Genomic DNA, 14601 nt, shown 5'->3' on the forward strand with positions numbered 1-14601 from the left:
AGCGGGAATCTGGAAGGGGCCGTCAAAACTTTTGCAAGTATGGACCTTGGATGTTTGCCCCGCCGGGACTTGCGTGGACTGACCCGCGGTAAAGACGGCCACCGCCGCAAGCAGAAGAAAAAGTCTGTTTTTCACTGTCAAAGCCCTCCGACCCGCACGAGAAGTAAGATCAAATCACGGAAAGGTCAAACAGGAAACGATCTGAAATCGCGGCTTCTATTATATTAGAGACGCCAAATAAAACCCGGTGTCCTCACCGGGTTCCTAACTCATCTAAGCATTGGGCCTGTTGGGAATATCAACCCTTGCGATTGCGCGCCGCCAGTGTCCGCAGCCTCAGCGCGTTGAGGCGGATGAAACCTTCTGCATCCTTCTGGTCGTAGGCGCCGCGGTCGTCCTCGAAGGTGACCAGCGCGTCGGAATAGAGCGTCTTCCTCGACTTGCGGCCGCTGACCATGACGTTGCCCTTGTAGAGCTTCAGCCGCACGGTGCCTTCGACGTCTTCCTGGCTCTTGTCGATCATCGCCTGCAACATCAGCCGCTCGGGCGCGAACCAGAAGCCATTGTAGATGAGCTCGGCATAGCGCGGCATGAACTCGTCCTTGAGATGGGCGGCACCGCGGTCGAGCGTGATCGATTCGATCGCCCGGTGGGCGGCGATCAGGATGGTGCCGCCGGGGGTCTCGTAGACACCGCGCGATTTCATGCCGACGAAACGGTTCTCGACCAGGTCGAGCCGGCCGATGCCATTGTCACGGCCGAGATCGTTCAGCGCCGCCAACATCGTCGCCGGCGACAGCTTCTTGCCGTTGAGCGCGATCGGATCGCCCTTGAGGAATTCGATCTCGATCTCGGTGACCTTGTCCGGCGCGTCCATCGGCGAGATGGTGCGCTGGTGGACGAATTCCGGCGGTTCCGTCCACGGGTCCTCCAGCACCTTGCCCTCGGAAGACGAATGCAGCAGGTTAGCGTCGACCGAGAAAGGCGCATCGCCCTTCTTGTCCTTCGGCACCGGGATCTGGTGCTGCTCGGCGAAGTTGATGAGATCGGTCCGCGACTTGAACGACCAATCGCGCCACGGCGCGATCACCTTGATGTCGGGGTTGAGCGCATAGGCCGACAGCTCGAAACGCACCTGGTCGTTGCCTTTGCCGGTGGCGCCATGCGCGATCGCATCGGCGCCGGTCTCCCTGGCGATCTCGACAAGATGTTTCGAGATCAGTGGCCGGGCGATCGAGGTGCCGAGCAGATATGTGCCTTCATAGACAGCGTTGGCGCGGAACATCGGAAAGACGAAATCGGATACGAACTCCTCGCGGACATCGACGATGCGGATGTCCTTGATGCCCATCATCTCGGCCTTGCGCCTGGCCGGCTCCAGTTCGCCACCCTGGCCGAGATCGGCGGTGAAGGTCACGACCTCGGCGCCGAGCTCGGTCTGCAGCCATTTCAGGATGATCGAGGTATCAAGGCCGCCGGAATAGGCGAGCACGACTTTCTTGACGGCTTTTGCTTTCGACATGGTGGGCAGTTCCGCGACAGGGGTTCTTCGCGGGCGAGGTATCACGGCGTTTTAGGCCAGCGCAAGGGACGAACGATGCCTGGACCAGATGCTTCATCTCCAAGAGGCTGGCGAGGACACGGCTCTTGCGCTATGGCTGCGCCGTCTTTTGCCGCTACGAGACGAGCCATGTCCTTCATCCCCGACAGTACGACGCTTATCCAGTTCTCCATCGCCACCTTCATCCTGGCGATCACGCCCGGGCCTGACATGACGCTGTTCGTGTCGCGCACGCTGAGCCAGGGCCGTGCCACCGGCTTTGCCTCGATGGCCGGCGCCTTGTGCGGCACGCTGATCCACACCACGCTGGTGGTGGTCGGCGTCTCGGCGCTGATCGTCGCCTCGCCGATGGCGTTCTTCGTGCTGAAGATTTTCGGCGCCGGCTATCTGGTCTTCCTGGCATGGCAGGCGATCACAAAAGGGTCGGCGTTTTCACCGGAGAAGAAGAGCGGGCCGCAGATCTCGCTGTTCCGCAGCTGGGCGGCGGGGCTCGGGGTCAATCTGCTCAACCCGAAGATCATCCTGTTCTTCATGACCTTCCTGCCGCAATTCGTCTCCGCGCATGATCCCGACGCGCCGGGAAAGCTGTTCTTCCTCGGCGCGATGTTCGTCGTGCTGGCGATCCCGGTGACGGCGCCGATGGTGCTGGCGGCGGAAAAATTCTCGGCCGCGATGAAATCCAGCCCGCGTGTGACCCGCGTCGTCGACTATCTGTTTGCCGGAGTTTTTTCGGCCTTCGCGCTCAAGATCCTGACGGCCCAGGCGAAATAGGGCGTCCGATCTGACGCCAGCTTCCGGCCGAGCGGCCGGCGCTCAGCCAGTAGAAAATACCGCCGACCATGCCGCAGCCGATCACCGCCAGCATGACGCTGGTATTGGTAACCTCGAAATTGGCATCGGCCGTCTGGTGGACGAAGCCAAGGAAGACCGCCGCCACCGCTGCGCCCGCCAGCGCATAGAACAGCCAGTCACGCCGGCCAAGGATCTCGGAGACGAGGATGGCGATGGCGGCCGGCATGAAGGCGAAATAGGCGACGAACAGCGCGACGAAGGGGATTGAAAACCACAGCGACGCCTGCGCCGCCGGTTGCGTCTCGTCCGTTATCAGCCCAAGAGACGCCAGGAACATGACGTTAAGGAAGGCGCTTGCCGCCAGCGAAGCAACGCCGTAGCCGACAAGGATGACGGCGAAGCGGATCAGATAGGCGACGAGGCGGTTCACGCGAATTGTCCGGGCATTTGCAGGAACCGGCTCTCGACCAGGCGATAGACGGCTCCTGCCAAGCTTCCCGCAATGATTAGGGCCACCAACACGTCAACGTCCGGTGGCCTCTGTGCCGACGGATGCAGTTTCCAGACCGCAAATACGCACGTCCCAACGAAAGCTCCCCCGACGACAAAAAGAATCCAGCGTCTCGCCTCGAGAACTTGGGAAGCAATGACCATCGGGATTGCCAGCGGTGCGCCAAAGATGCCTGCGATCATCGCTCCAAGCAGCAACAGCGACCAACTATCTCGAGTGGACAGGAAAGCGGGAACACGCCACCACATCAGTGCATCGAGCAGGAAAAAGACCAGAGACATGGTGAAGGCAGCCAGGGCGTAGCAGAGCAAAGTCACTGCCAATCGCCTGAGGTATTTCACGCCTCGCCATGCCCCGCGATCATCATCGCTTCCAGCGCCAGCCGGTCGACCTTGCGCATGCGCTCGGAGTCCGACTTGAGCTGGCCGCAGGCGGCCAGGATGTCGCGGCCGCGCGGCGTGCGGATCGGCGAGGCATAGCCGGCATTGTTGATGTAGTCGGCGAATTTCTCGATCGTCTCCCAGTCCGAGCACTGGTAGTTGGTGCCCGGCCACGGATTGAACGGGATCAGATTGATCTTGGCGGGGATGCCCTTGAGCAGCTTGACCAGCGCCTTGGCGTCCTCGATCGAATCGTTGACGTCCTTCAGCATGACATATTCGAAGGTGATCCGCTTGGCGTTGGACAGGCCGGGATAGGCACGGCAGGCAGCGATCAGTTCGTTCAGCGGATACTTCTTGTTGATAGGCACCAAAAGGTCGCGCAGATCGTCGTTGGTGGCGTGCAGCGAGATCGCCAGCATGACGCCGATCTCCTCACCGGTGCGGAAGATCTCGGGCACCACGCCGGACGTCGAGAGCGTGATCCGCCTCTTCGACAGGGAAAGCCCGTCGCCGTCGGATGCGATAAGCAGGGCCTTCTTCACCGCCTCGAAATTGTAGAGCGGCTCGCCCATGCCCATCATGACGACGTTGGACACTTTCCGCCCCTCGGCCGGCACGATGGCGCCGTCGGGCGTGTCGCGGTCGGGGAAATCGCCAAGCCGGTCCCGGGCGGTCAAGAGCTGGGCGAGGATTTCCTCGGCGGTCAGGTTGCGCACCAGTTTCTGCGTGCCGGTGTGGCAGAAGGAGCAGGTCAGGGTGCAGCCGACTTGCGAAGAGATGCAGAGCGTGCCGCGGCCTTCTTCGGGAATGTAGACGGTCTCGATCTCGACCGGCCGGCCGGCGCCGCGCGGCGGAAAGCGGAACAGCCATTTGCGGGTTCCGTCGGAGGAAATCTGCTCCTCGACGATCTCGGGCCTGGCGACGGTGAAATGCCTGTCGAGCGCGGCGCGCAGATCCTTGGAGATGTTGAACATGCCGGCGAAGTCGGAAACGCCGCGCACATAGATCCAATGCCAGAGCTGTTGGGCGCGCATTTTCGCCTGGCGCTCCGGCACGATGCCGGCGGCGACGAGGGCGGCCCCGAGTTCGGCGCGCGTCAAGCCGATCAGCGACGGTTTTTCAGGCGTCGTGCGGGTGCGCAACGCGTCACGCGCGCCTTCGGCGGTAAGATCGAATGAAAGGGTCATTGTTGCGCCAATATAAGCGATTTGCGGCCGAATACAGCATCGTGCCCGAAATGAAGCGCGGCGCATAGCACAGGTTAGCGGCGGAGTCATGCCGGGGTTCTTCCTTCTCCCCTTGTGGGAGAAGGTGGCCGAGCGAAGCTCGGTCGGATGAGGGGTGTTCCAGCTTGGCGCCGACGGCGTTCCGTCCAACACCCCTCTTCCGTCTCGGCGCTGCGCGCCGATCCACCTTCTCCCACAAGGGGAGAAGGGAAGACCGCGCCTAACCGCCTACTTGCACTTCGCGATCGAGGCCAGCGCCGCCGAGATGCCCTTCAGCGAGAAGACGTAGGTGGTGGTGTTGCCGCGGCCGGACTTGGCCGACACCTTCATGTCGGTGCCGGTCTTCATCGCGGCGATCAGCACCGGCTCCTCGGCGGCGTTCTCGACCCAGGCCGACTTGCCGCGCGTGAACATCGAAAAAGACTTCTTGTCGATGGTGACGGTGGCCTTGGAACCTTCCTTGAAGGTATAGCCGGCGATGAATTGCGGCTCGTAGGACACTTGCTGCCCCGGCCGCTGGCTGACGAAGAAGAACATGTCGCCGTGATCGAGCGTCGGCGGCTGCTTGTCGGTTGGCACCGTCAGGACATAGCAGACCTTGCCGCCGCCCGACGCCTGATAACTGTAGGTGCCCCAGGCATTATGCTGGCCGATCTTGGTTGCCGACTGCGCCAGCGCGGGCGCCGTCAAGGCCACCAGGGCCAGGCTGGAAACTATAGCAATCAATCCGCGCATCGCTTTTCCCGTATTCCACTGGTGCGGCGGCAGGCCGGCTCGGCGTCCTGCCCGTCGCTTCATTTTGATTTAATCTGGGTTACCAAACGGTGAATTTCTCCTTAGAAAAGGATGTTCACGCCAGGAAACCGCCGCCGTCTTCGCGCTGCCGCTGGAAAAAGCGGCTGGCGCAATGTCCCTGCCGCGACTTGGAGGCCACGAAAACGGCAAGAGTTTGACTTTTCAAGCAGCTAGGTCTTGCGGCGATTCTCGCTTTTTGAGGTGCGTGACGAATTTCCCTGCAGGCGGTACCATGTCTGCGTTCGCCGCCACGGCGCTCGGCCGGGGTGCCCTCCCCGGCGGCTCACGGGAGATTTGGCCATGGCCATTTCCGAGACAGTTCTGATCCTGGCGGGCGGCACATTCGTCCTGGCGATCGTGTTCGGCGTTCGTGTCGCCGTCCGCGTGGCGGCCGGTGGCGCGGTGCCCCGGTCGGATGGCGGGGAGGCGGCGGGCGGATCGGGCGCCCCCGACTTGGCCGGGGTCATTGCGTTGCCACCTTTGATCTTCCTCGGCTTCCTGGTGGCGGCAACCGTGCTCGAGGTGCTCGTGCCGCTCCCGGTTATGGCCGGGCAGGCGTTCGCCCGCTATCTGACCGGCGCCGTGCTCGCGGTGTGCGGCTTCGTGTTCATCTTTATGGCAGCGGGCCGCTTTCAGGCCGCTGGAACCAACATACCACCGACCTTGCCGACGACGGCGCTGGTCGTCGACGGTATCTATCGGCGCACTAGGAATCCGTTCTATCTGGGAACGACCCTCATCTATTTGGGCCTCGGCGTCGCGGCCGGAAGTCTTTGGGCTATTGCGCTCGTCGTCCCGCTGCTGTGGGTGATCAATACCGGCGTTATCGCGCCGGAAGAGCGCTATCTCGAGCGGAAGTTCGGAGATGCCTATCGCGCCTACAAGGCGCGGGTGCGGCGGTGGGTTTGACGGCCGGAAAATCGGTTCTCACGCGATTTTTTGCGCCGCACCGGCTCAGCTCTTGTCGGCGATGGCCTGCCTGGCGGCGAGCCGGTGCGCCGGCGTGATGTGGGCGCTGACGGCGGTAATCGCGGCGGTCAGCACGGCGATGTCGTCGGTGAAGCCTAGCCCAAGGATGAAATCGGGGATGACGTCCGTCGGCAGCACGAAATAGCCGAGCGCAGCAAGCAAGGTGCCCTTGGCGCGAAGCGGCGTCTTCTTGTCCATGGCACAGTAATAGGCGGCGACCACCTCTTCCATGAACGGGATCTGCCGGGCGGCCTTCTTCGCCGTACGCCAGAACTTTTCGCGCACTTCGCTCTCGTTGCCCGGCTTGCTGCCGAGGCCGAAGAAATCAAAACCGGATTTTTGCGCCATCAACCTCTCCTTGCGGCCGTCGCGTGGCTTCACGCGTGACCGCGAGGCAAAATGTGGTGAAAGCCGAACCTCGCTGCAAGGTGCAGACAGGCTCAGCCGCCGAAATAGCGGTTCATTTTCCTGGCCAGATCGAAATCCAGCGCGGTCAGGCCGCCGGCGTCGTGCGTGCTGAGCGTCACGTTTACCGTCTTATAGACGTTCGACCAGTCGGGATGGTGGTCCATCTTCTCCGCGGCCAGGGCGACGCGGGCCATGAAGGCAAAGGCTTCGGAGAAATTCTTGAAGGTGAAGGTGCGGGTGATCGAGCCGCCATCCTTGGCCAGCGACCAGCCGTCGAGGCCGGCAAGTTCGGCGCGGATCGCCTCTTTTGCTAGTTTCTCCCTGGCCATGTCCGTCTACCGCATGATCCGCGAAGCGTCGGCGGCGCCGACCAAACGGCTGGCGACGCGGTTGTCAGCACCTGAAAGCCGCCAGGCCTCCTCGACGACGTAAGGGCCGCCGCCGACCGAATCGCGCGACGACATCAGCACGAAGCGGCCGACCCGGAACGGCAGCGTCGAAAAATTGCCGCGCGCCGACAGATACTGGGCGACATCGAGTGGGCTCGAATTGCGCAGGCGGGCCAGCGTCACATGCGGCATGAACTTGCGCGGGTCGGCCGGGATGCCGAGCCGCTGGCAGATGCGCTCGATCTCGGCCTGCAATGCGGAAAGATCGGGCGAAGCGGCGACCCCGGCCCACACCGCATGCGGCTTCTTCTGGCCGAAGGCGCCGACGCCGGACAGCGTCAGCGGGAAGGACGGGCGGTGAACACGGTCAAGCGCATTGGCGATGTCGTCGGCGACATGGCCCTCGACATCGCCGATGAAGCGCAGCGTCAGATGATAGTTTTCGACGTCGATCCAGCGGGCTCCCGGCAGGCCGCCCCTGAGCAGGGACAGCGAAAGAGCGGCATCACGCGGTATCTCGAGGGCGGTAAAAAGACGCGGCATGGGAAGCCTCCTGTCCTCGAATCGAACTCTTGCCCCTAGCGAATCATCGATATCCAAACGGGGCAAGGGGTTTGTTGGTCGCAGGCCTGCCTAAAAGCTTCCCCTCGGAAGGTGTTGCGACGGCGAACCCTCGCCTTCAGGAATTGCCCCGGACCGCTTCAATGGTCTTCTCCACACTGGGCAGGATACCCTCGACGATGCGGTCGACGCCTCGGGCGTTTGGATGAAGGCCGTCCTCGAGTTGCAGGACGGATTGACCGGCGATGCCCTCGAGAAAGAAAGGATAGAGCGGCACGCCATATTTTTCAGCCAGTCGCGGAAAGGTCGCGTCGAAGGCGTTCTGGTAGTCGGCGCCGAGATTGGGCGCCGCGCGCATTCCGGCAAGCAAAACGGCGATCTTGCGCTGCTTCAGCTTTGCCAGCATGGCGTCCAGGTTCTTTTCCGCTATGGCGGGCGAAACGCCGCGCAGCATGTCGTTGGCGCCGAGCTCCAGGATGACCAGTTGCGTGCCGTCCGGCACCGACCAGTCGAGCCGCGACAGACCGCCGCTCGTCGTATCGCCGGAGACGCCGGCGTTGGCGACCGTGACATCGTAGCCCTTGGCGCGCAGCGCCGCCTGCAGCTTCTCGGTGAAGCCCTGACCTGGCCCGAGGCCATAACCCGCCATCAGGCTGTCGCCGAAACCGACAATGGTGAATGGTTCAGCACGCGCCGACGAAATGGCGCCGCAAATGGCGAGGAAAAGGGCGAACGCTGCGGCAAAGGTATGTTTGAAAGCCATGCGGCAGGCCCCATATGACCAGGAACATCTGTTGGCGAAGGCAGGTTTTCGTCTTTGTCGAGCATCGGATGCACTAGCCTTCATCCCCCATATAGGACGATTTGATTTTGGAAGAAGCCGTCATTTCGCTGAAAGACGTATCGCTGACGCTCGGCGAAGGTGCATCCTCGGTCCATGTGCTGAAGGGCGTCAGCCTCGATGTTGCGGGCGGCGAAGCGACCGGCATCGTTGGACCTTCAGGTTCGGGAAAGTCGACATTGCTGATGGTTTTGGCCGGACTTGAAAGGGTCGATTCGGGTACGGTCCGAATTGCCGGCGAGCAGCTCAACGGCAAAAGCGAAGACGAGATCGCATCGTTTCGAGGACGAAACATCGGCATCGTGTTCCAGTCGTTCCATCTCATCCCCAATATGACGGCGCTGGAAAACGTTGCCGTCCCGCTGGAGCTTGCCGGCCATGTCGATCCATTCGGCGTGGCGGCACGCGAGCTGGCGGCGGTGGGCTTGAGCGATCGCGTCACCCATTACCCCGGCGAATTGTCTGGCGGCGAGCAGCAGCGCGTGGCGATCGCCCGGGCGCTGGCGCCGTCGCCGCGCATCCTGATCGCCGACGAGCCGACCGGCAATCTCGACCAGGCAACGGGGCGGCACGTCGCCGACCTGCTGTTTGCCAAGGCGGCCGAACGCGGCATGACGCTGGTGCTGGTCACGCATGACCCGGTACTCGCGGCGCGCTGCTCGCGCCAGGTGTCGATGCGGTCGGGGCGGATCGAAGACGCGCCTAAGCCGGCCACCAGGGCTGGCAGGGTGACCGCATGATGCCGCTGGCGCGCACGCTGAGGCTCGCCTTTCGGTTTTCGCTGCGAGAAATGCGTGGCGGGCTGTCCGGCTTCCTGATCTTCCTTGCCTGCATCGCGCTCGGCGTCGCTGCGATCGGCGGCGTCAATTCGGTGGCGCAAGCGATTTCCGCCGGTGTTGCCGACCAGGGCCAGACGCTGCTCGGCGGCGATCTCCGCTTCCAGCTCAACCAGCGCGATCCGACCAGATCGGAACGCAGCTTCCTCGACCAGCTTGGCACGGTTTCGCACAGTGCCAATATGCGCTCGATGGCGAGGCTCGAGGACGGCTCCGACCAGGCGCTGGTCGAGGCCAAGGCGGTCGACGGCGCCTATCCGCTCTACGGCGCGCTGGAGACCGAGCCGGTGCTGTCGCGAGAAGATCTGTTCGGCGAAAAATCCGGGGTCTTCGGCGCCGCCGCGCCGGACCTCTTGTTCGAGCGGCTGAACCTTGGCATCGGTGACCGGCTGAAGCTCGGCAGCGCGACGTTCGAGCTGCGTGCCAGGCTGGTCAACGAGCCGGATGCAGTGTCGGATGGCTTCGGTTTTGCGCCGCGGCTGATGGTGTCGACCGACGGGCTTGCCGCTTCCGGCCTGATCCAGCCGGGCAGCCTGGTCGAGAACGCCTATAAGGTCCGCCTGCCCGGCGGCACCGGCGAGGCACTGATCAAGGCGATCCAGGACCAGGCGGCAAAAGAGTTCCCGCAGGCCGGCTGGTCGATCCGCACCCGCAGCAACGCAGCACCGGCGCTGTCCTCGAATATCGAACGGTTTTCGCAATTCCTGACGCTGGTTGGGTTGACGGCGCTGGTGGTCGGCGGCGTCGGCGTGGCCAATGCGGTGCGTGCCTATCTCGACGGCAAGCGCGGCGTCATCGCCACCTTCAAGAGCCTGGGGGCTTCGGGCGGCTTCGTCTTTGCCGTCTATCTGGTGCAGATCCTGATGATCGCCGCCCTCGGCATCACGCTAGGCCTTGTGCTTGGCGCGCTGATGCCGTTCGCGGCCAGCGCGGCACTCCAATCGGTCATTCCAGTGCCGGCGGAAGGTGGGTTCTATCCCGGCGCCCTCGGCATGGCAGCGCTGTTCGGGCTGCTGGTGACGCTGGCTTTCGCCTTGCTGCCGCTCGGCCGCGCCCGCGACGTGCCGGCAACGGCGCTGTTTCGCGAAATGGGATTCGAGGGCCGCGGTTTTCCCCGCCCGCTCTATATCGCCGCGGCATTGGGCATCGCGCTGCTGCTCGCGGTACTGGCGATCCTGTTTTCCGGCGACCGCCGTATTGCCTCGATCTTCGTTGGCGCCACGATCTTTTCGTTCCTGGTGCTGCGTGTGGTCGGCTCGCTGGTGCAGTGGGCGGCGAAGAAAAGCCCGCGCGTGCGCTCGACCGCGCTCAGGCTCGCCATCGGCAACATCCATCGGCCTGGCGCCTTGACGCCGTCCGTGGTGCTGTCGTTGGGACTCGGGCTGACGCTGCTGGTGACGCTGGCGCTGATCGACGGCAATCTCAGGCGGCAGATCTCGGGCAGCCTGCCGGAAAGGGCACCGAACTTCTTCTTCGTCGATATCCAGAGCAGTGACGTCGATGCCTTCTCCGCGCTGGTCGGCAAAGAGGCACCGCAAGGCAGGCTGATCAAGGTGCCGATGCTGCGCGGCCGGGTGATGGCGCTCAACGGCGTCGATGTCGACAAGGTCAAGGTTCCGGCCGAAGGCGCCTGGGTACTGCGCGGCGATCGCGGCCTGACCTATGACGCAAAGCTGCCGGAGAATGCGACGCTGACCGAGGGCAGCTGGTGGCCGGAGAACTATGCCGGCGAGCCGCTGGTCTCGTTTTCCGCCGAGGAAGGCAAAGAGATCGGGCTGAAGCTCGGCGACACCATCACCGTCAACGTGCTCGGCCGCAACATCACGGCCAAGATCGCCAATTTCCGCCAGGTCGAATGGGAAACCATGGGCATCAATTTCGTCATGGTGTTCTCGCCCAACACGTTCGCCGGTGCGCCGCATGGCTGGTTGGCGACGCTGACCGAGACGAATGCGTCGGCAGCCGACGATGCGCATCTTCTCAACGCCGTCACGCGTGCCTTTCCCGCAGTGACGACGGTCAGGGTCAAGGACGCGCTCGAAATCATCAACCGGCTGGTGGCGCAACTCGGCACAGCAATCAGGGCAGCAGCGGGGGTGGCATTGATCGCCTCGGTGCTGGTGCTGGCCGGGGCGCTCGCCGCCGGCAACCGGGCTCGCATTCACGACGCGGTGGTGCTGAAGACCCTGGGTGCGACCAGAAAAACGCTGATCGCCGCGTTTTCGCTGGAATATATGCTGATCGGCCTTGCTACCGCGATCTTCGCGCTGGCGGCGGGCGCTGTGGCGGCATGGTTCGTCGTCGCGCGCATCATGACGCTGCCATCGCACTTCATGCCCGAGGTGGCGGTGGCGACCATCGGCTTTTCGCTGGTGGTCACGGTCGGCATCGGCCTTGCCGGCACGTGGCGGGTGCTGGGCCACAAGGCGGCGCCGGTGCTGCGGAATCTTTGAGCCAGAGCCGGTTTCGATTAAATCTCGGTAATGTTCCGGGCGGGAAGGCCAATAAAACCGTATCTCCGGCACTTCACGGAGCATTACGCTTGGTTACGGTCTTGTCCTTTACGCCAAGAACCATCATATTTCGGCGCAGGCATGCTGGAGCCCCGCCAGCGGCGCCTGGGTTCAAAAGGACCTGACACCGGACGGGGCAGAAGCAATATGAGGATTTCCATGGCTGATCCCGTTCGCAATTATCAGACGCGCGCCGTGCCCGGCGCCGGCGTCGATGCTGCCATCGACCAGGGCCTGCGGGCCTACATGATCAAGGTCTACAATCTGATGGGGCTTGGCCTCCTCATCACCGGTCTTGCCGCGGTCGGCACAATCATGCTGGCCACTACCAGCGATCCCGCCTCGGCGGTCGCGACGTTGCCAAGCGGCGAGATGCTGACCTCGTTCGGCTACGCGATCTTCGGCTCGCCACTGAAATGGCTGGTGATCTTCGCCCCGCTGGCAGCGGTGATGTTCCTGTCGTTCCGCGTCCAGTCGATGAGCGTTTCGGCCGCGCAGACGACATTCTGGGTCTACGCCGGCCTCGTCGGCCTGTCGCTGTCGTCGATCTTCCTGGTCTACACCACCGCCAGCATCTCGCAGACCTTCTTCGCCACCGCCGCCGCCTTTGGCGGGCTGTCGCTCTACGGCTACACGACCAAGCGCGATCTCTCGGCGTTCGGGTCGTTCCTGGTCATGGGCCTGGTCGGCCTGATCATCGCGATGGTAATCAACATCTTCCTGCAGTCATCGGCGCTTTCCTTCGCCGTTTCGGCGATCGGCGTGCTGATCTTCGCGGGCCTCACCGCCTACGACACGCAGAACATCAAGGAGATGTACTTCGAGGGCGACGAGACTGATGTCGCCGGCCGCAAGGCGATTATGGGCGCATTGAGGCTCTATCTCGACTTCATCAACCTGTTTATGTTTCTGCTGCAGTTCATGGGCGACCGTCGCTAAATACGGTTTTCCTGGACCAGCGAGTTCGAAAAGGGCGGCCCAATGGCCGCCCTTTTCTTTTGTACCGGCTTTTGCTGTGATATAGGGCAGATGAACGACGTGCCTAAATTATGAGCTGCATCACCTTGCGGGCCGCGACGTCGGCCGATCTCGACCGGATCACGGAAATCTATGCCGACGCGGTGACGAATGGCACGGCGAGCTATGAACTCGAACCGCCGAGCCGCGCCGAGATGGGCACGCGCTTCGACACTCTGATGGCGGGCGGCTTTCCCTATCTCGTTGCGGAAAAGGCCGGCGGCGTGCTCGGCTATGCCTATGCCGGGGCGTTCCGGCCGCGCCCGGCCTACCGCTTCGTCGTCGAGGATTCCGTCTATGTCGCGCCCGAGGCCAAAGGGCAAGGCGTCGGGCTGCTCTTGATGCAAGGGCTGATCGAAGCGGCCAAGGCGGCGGGTTTTCGCCAGATCATCGCGGTGATCGGCGACGGCCGGCCCGACAGCGCCTCGGTACGGTTGCACGAGAAGCTCGGCTTTCGTCATTCCGGCCGCCTGGAAGGCTCAGGCTATAAGCACGGACGCTGGCTGGACACGGTTTTCATGCAGCTGCCGATCAACGGCGGGGCGTCCATCCCGCCTGATCCGCAATCGCTGCCCGAGCGCAAGTTCCGCCTGCAAAAATAAAGGGTTACGCCTCGACCAGCTTCAGTGTTCGGTCGAACACGCCAAGCACCCGGCCGAGTTCCTGGCCGCGCTTGAGGATGCGCCCGCCGGCGGCGATGACGGCGAACGCGCCTTGCCGGCGCGCCAGCTTCGGATCCTTGACGATCTGGAAAAGCGGCACTTCGCTGGTGCGGCGGAAGACGGAAAAAACGGCGCGGTCGGCGAGATGGTCGATGGCATAGTCGCGCCACTCATTGGCGGCAACCATACGGCCGTAGAGCCTGAGGATCTGGTCCAGTTCGCGCCGGTCGAACCGCACCGGCTGGTCGAGGCGTTCGCGTCTTGCCTCATGCAGCGGGATCAATATTGCGGATGCGTCCCCATCCTCCGTCCCGCTGCTGCGATCAGTCATGCCTGGATCCTCGCAATGAATCGTACGCCGACCAAAGTTGGCGCTTTCGTTGCCGAATTGCAAGGCCCGGCCGGGCAACGGCAGCACCGCGCGGTTTCTCCAGCGTCCAGTCACGTTTGCGAAACGCCTGTTGAAATTGGTGATGCTTTGCCACAATCCTGCCTTTTTTTATCCGTGCTCATGCCCCAATGTCCGACGAATTTACCGGCGTTGCCTGAGACGGTTCGGTCCGGCACCGGCTCGTAAACCCCAAGCCCCCCGCCCACGGGTCTGCGTCGGATCGAACCAACCTCGGTTTTTCCTTGGAAAGATCGGGTGCGACGATCCCAAAACCTAAATGACCGGCGTCAGAAGCAAGCTGACGCCGGTTCTTTATTAGCCGTGGCGATGCGATCCATCCAGATAGGCTGTCGTCGGAGGCTTGAGCGCGGTTATCGCCGAAGGCGACGGATGAGGGGTGTTCCAGCTTGGCAATTTCCTTGAAATCGCCGCCGCCTCAATTCTTCCAGCACCCCTCAACCGTCTCGGCGCTGCGCGCCGATCCACCTTCTCCCACAAGGAGGGCTTTGCATGAAGGGTGTGCTTAACCTGATTGGCCTACTGGGCGTCTTTTGAAGGCGTCTAAGGCCTCGCCCTGTCGCCCTGGCGCGGCATCGACCGGCATCATTGGCCCGATCGGCTCGATTTTGGACGCACTCCTCCCTCACGCCCGTCTCTCTTCGGGTGGATACAGGACACCGATCATAGTCCGCAGATTGTAGGCGCATGCCGCCAGCATGCACTGCGTGCGGTTGGTCGCAAGGTTG

At 63.0% G+C, this 14601-nt stretch carries 16 protein-coding genes; 6 read left to right on the plus strand and 10 right to left on the minus strand.

Features of this window, described 5'->3' with window-relative positions; genetic code table 11:
- Positions 1–298: 298 nt before the first annotated feature.
- Positions 299–1522 (minus strand): argininosuccinate synthase, encoded by a 1224-nt coding sequence (locus NKH04_RS29875; protein WP_352770308.1) that lies wholly within the window; start codon positions 1520–1522, stop codon positions 299–301.
- 168 nt (positions 1523–1690) lie between these two features.
- Here NKH04_RS29875 and NKH04_RS29880 point away from each other — a divergent pair, with 168 nt between their 5' ends.
- On the plus strand, positions 1691–2332 hold the full coding sequence (locus NKH04_RS29880) for a LysE family translocator (RefSeq protein ID WP_023679833.1): 642 nt from the start codon (positions 1691–1693) through the stop codon (positions 2330–2332).
- On the opposite strand, the gene NKH04_RS29885 is transcribed toward NKH04_RS29880, so the two are convergent.
- The 4 genes from NKH04_RS29885 to NKH04_RS29900 all read right to left on the minus strand — a co-directional run bounded on the left by NKH04_RS29885 (position 2304) and on the right by NKH04_RS29900 (position 5208).
- A complete protein-coding gene (locus NKH04_RS29885; protein ID WP_352540808.1) occupies positions 2304–2783 on the minus strand; it encodes a hypothetical protein in 480 nt (159 codons plus the stop codon). The two genes, NKH04_RS29880 and NKH04_RS29885, sit on opposite strands and share 29 nt — an antisense overlap.
- Positions 2780–3205 (minus strand): hypothetical protein, encoded by a 426-nt coding sequence (locus NKH04_RS29890; RefSeq protein WP_352470834.1) that lies wholly within the window; start codon positions 3203–3205, stop codon positions 2780–2782. Before NKH04_RS29890 ends, NKH04_RS29885 begins: the two co-directional genes overlap by 4 nt.
- A complete protein-coding gene (rlmN, locus tag NKH04_RS29895) occupies positions 3202–4434 on the minus strand; it encodes a dual-specificity RNA methyltransferase RlmN (RefSeq protein WP_352767342.1) in 1233 nt (410 codons plus the stop codon). The genes NKH04_RS29890 and rlmN overlap by 4 nt, the downstream gene beginning before the upstream one ends.
- Positions 4435–4701: 267 nt before the next feature.
- Positions 4702–5208, minus strand: a complete 507-nt coding sequence (locus tag NKH04_RS29900; protein WP_352832338.1) for an invasion associated locus B family protein — start codon at positions 5206–5208, stop codon at positions 4702–4704.
- A gap of 360 nt (positions 5209–5568) precedes the next feature.
- On the opposite strand from NKH04_RS29900, the gene NKH04_RS29905 reads away from it, so the two are divergent.
- The gene (locus NKH04_RS29905; RefSeq protein WP_352832341.1) at positions 5569–6177 is read left to right on the plus strand and encodes a methyltransferase family protein; all 609 of its coding nucleotides are present in this window, start codon (positions 5569–5571) and stop codon (positions 6175–6177) included.
- Positions 6178–6222: 45 nt separating this feature from the next.
- Here NKH04_RS29905 and NKH04_RS29910 read toward each other — a convergent pair whose 3' ends face one another.
- The 4 genes from NKH04_RS29910 to NKH04_RS29925 form a co-directional block, all read right to left on the minus strand.
- A complete protein-coding gene (locus NKH04_RS29910; RefSeq protein ID WP_031212728.1) occupies positions 6223–6585 on the minus strand; it encodes a YkvA family protein in 363 nt (120 codons plus the stop codon).
- Positions 6586–6677: 92 nt separating this feature from the next.
- Positions 6678–6974, minus strand: a complete 297-nt coding sequence (locus tag NKH04_RS29915; RefSeq protein WP_352470832.1) for a 4a-hydroxytetrahydrobiopterin dehydratase — start codon at positions 6972–6974, stop codon at positions 6678–6680.
- A 6-nt stretch (positions 6975–6980) separates the two neighbouring features.
- Positions 6981–7577 carry an RNA 2',3'-cyclic phosphodiesterase gene (gene thpR / locus NKH04_RS29920; protein WP_352832344.1) on the minus strand — a complete coding sequence of 199 codons (597 nt, stop codon included), beginning with the start codon at positions 7575–7577 and terminating at the stop codon, positions 6981–6983.
- A gap of 136 nt (positions 7578–7713) precedes the next feature.
- Complete coding sequence (locus NKH04_RS29925; protein ID WP_352450197.1) at positions 7714–8358, minus strand: arylesterase; 645 nt, start codon at positions 8356–8358, stop codon at positions 7714–7716.
- Positions 8359–8465: 107 nt separating this feature from the next.
- On the opposite strand from NKH04_RS29925, the gene NKH04_RS29930 reads away from it, so the two are divergent.
- The 4 genes from NKH04_RS29930 to NKH04_RS29945 all read left to right on the plus strand — a co-directional run bounded on the left by NKH04_RS29930 (position 8466) and on the right by NKH04_RS29945 (position 13404).
- The gene (locus NKH04_RS29930; protein WP_352832346.1) at positions 8466–9176 is read left to right on the plus strand and encodes an ABC transporter ATP-binding protein; all 711 of its coding nucleotides are present in this window, start codon (positions 8466–8468) and stop codon (positions 9174–9176) included.
- Positions 9176–11725, plus strand: a complete 2550-nt coding sequence (locus tag NKH04_RS29935) for an ABC transporter permease (RefSeq protein WP_352832428.1) — start codon at positions 9176–9178, stop codon at positions 11723–11725. Before NKH04_RS29930 ends, NKH04_RS29935 begins: the two co-directional genes overlap by 1 nt.
- Positions 11726–11944: 219 nt before the next feature.
- Positions 11945–12724, plus strand: a complete 780-nt coding sequence (locus NKH04_RS29940) for a Bax inhibitor-1/YccA family protein (protein ID WP_254817871.1) — start codon at positions 11945–11947, stop codon at positions 12722–12724.
- A gap of 110 nt (positions 12725–12834) precedes the next feature.
- Positions 12835–13404, plus strand: coding sequence for a GNAT family N-acetyltransferase (locus tag NKH04_RS29945; protein ID WP_352832349.1), 570 nt, complete (start codon positions 12835–12837; stop codon positions 13402–13404).
- A gap of 4 nt (positions 13405–13408) precedes the next feature.
- Here the strand turns inward: NKH04_RS29945 and NKH04_RS29950 are convergent, their stop codons facing one another.
- A complete protein-coding gene (locus NKH04_RS29950) occupies positions 13409–13795 on the minus strand; it encodes a DUF2794 domain-containing protein (protein WP_031212724.1) in 387 nt (128 codons plus the stop codon).
- Positions 13796–14601 lie beyond the last annotated feature (806 nt).

This window comes from Mesorhizobium sp. M1365, from assembly GCF_040317865.1.
Classification (GTDB): domain Bacteria; phylum Pseudomonadota; class Alphaproteobacteria; order Rhizobiales; family Rhizobiaceae; genus Mesorhizobium.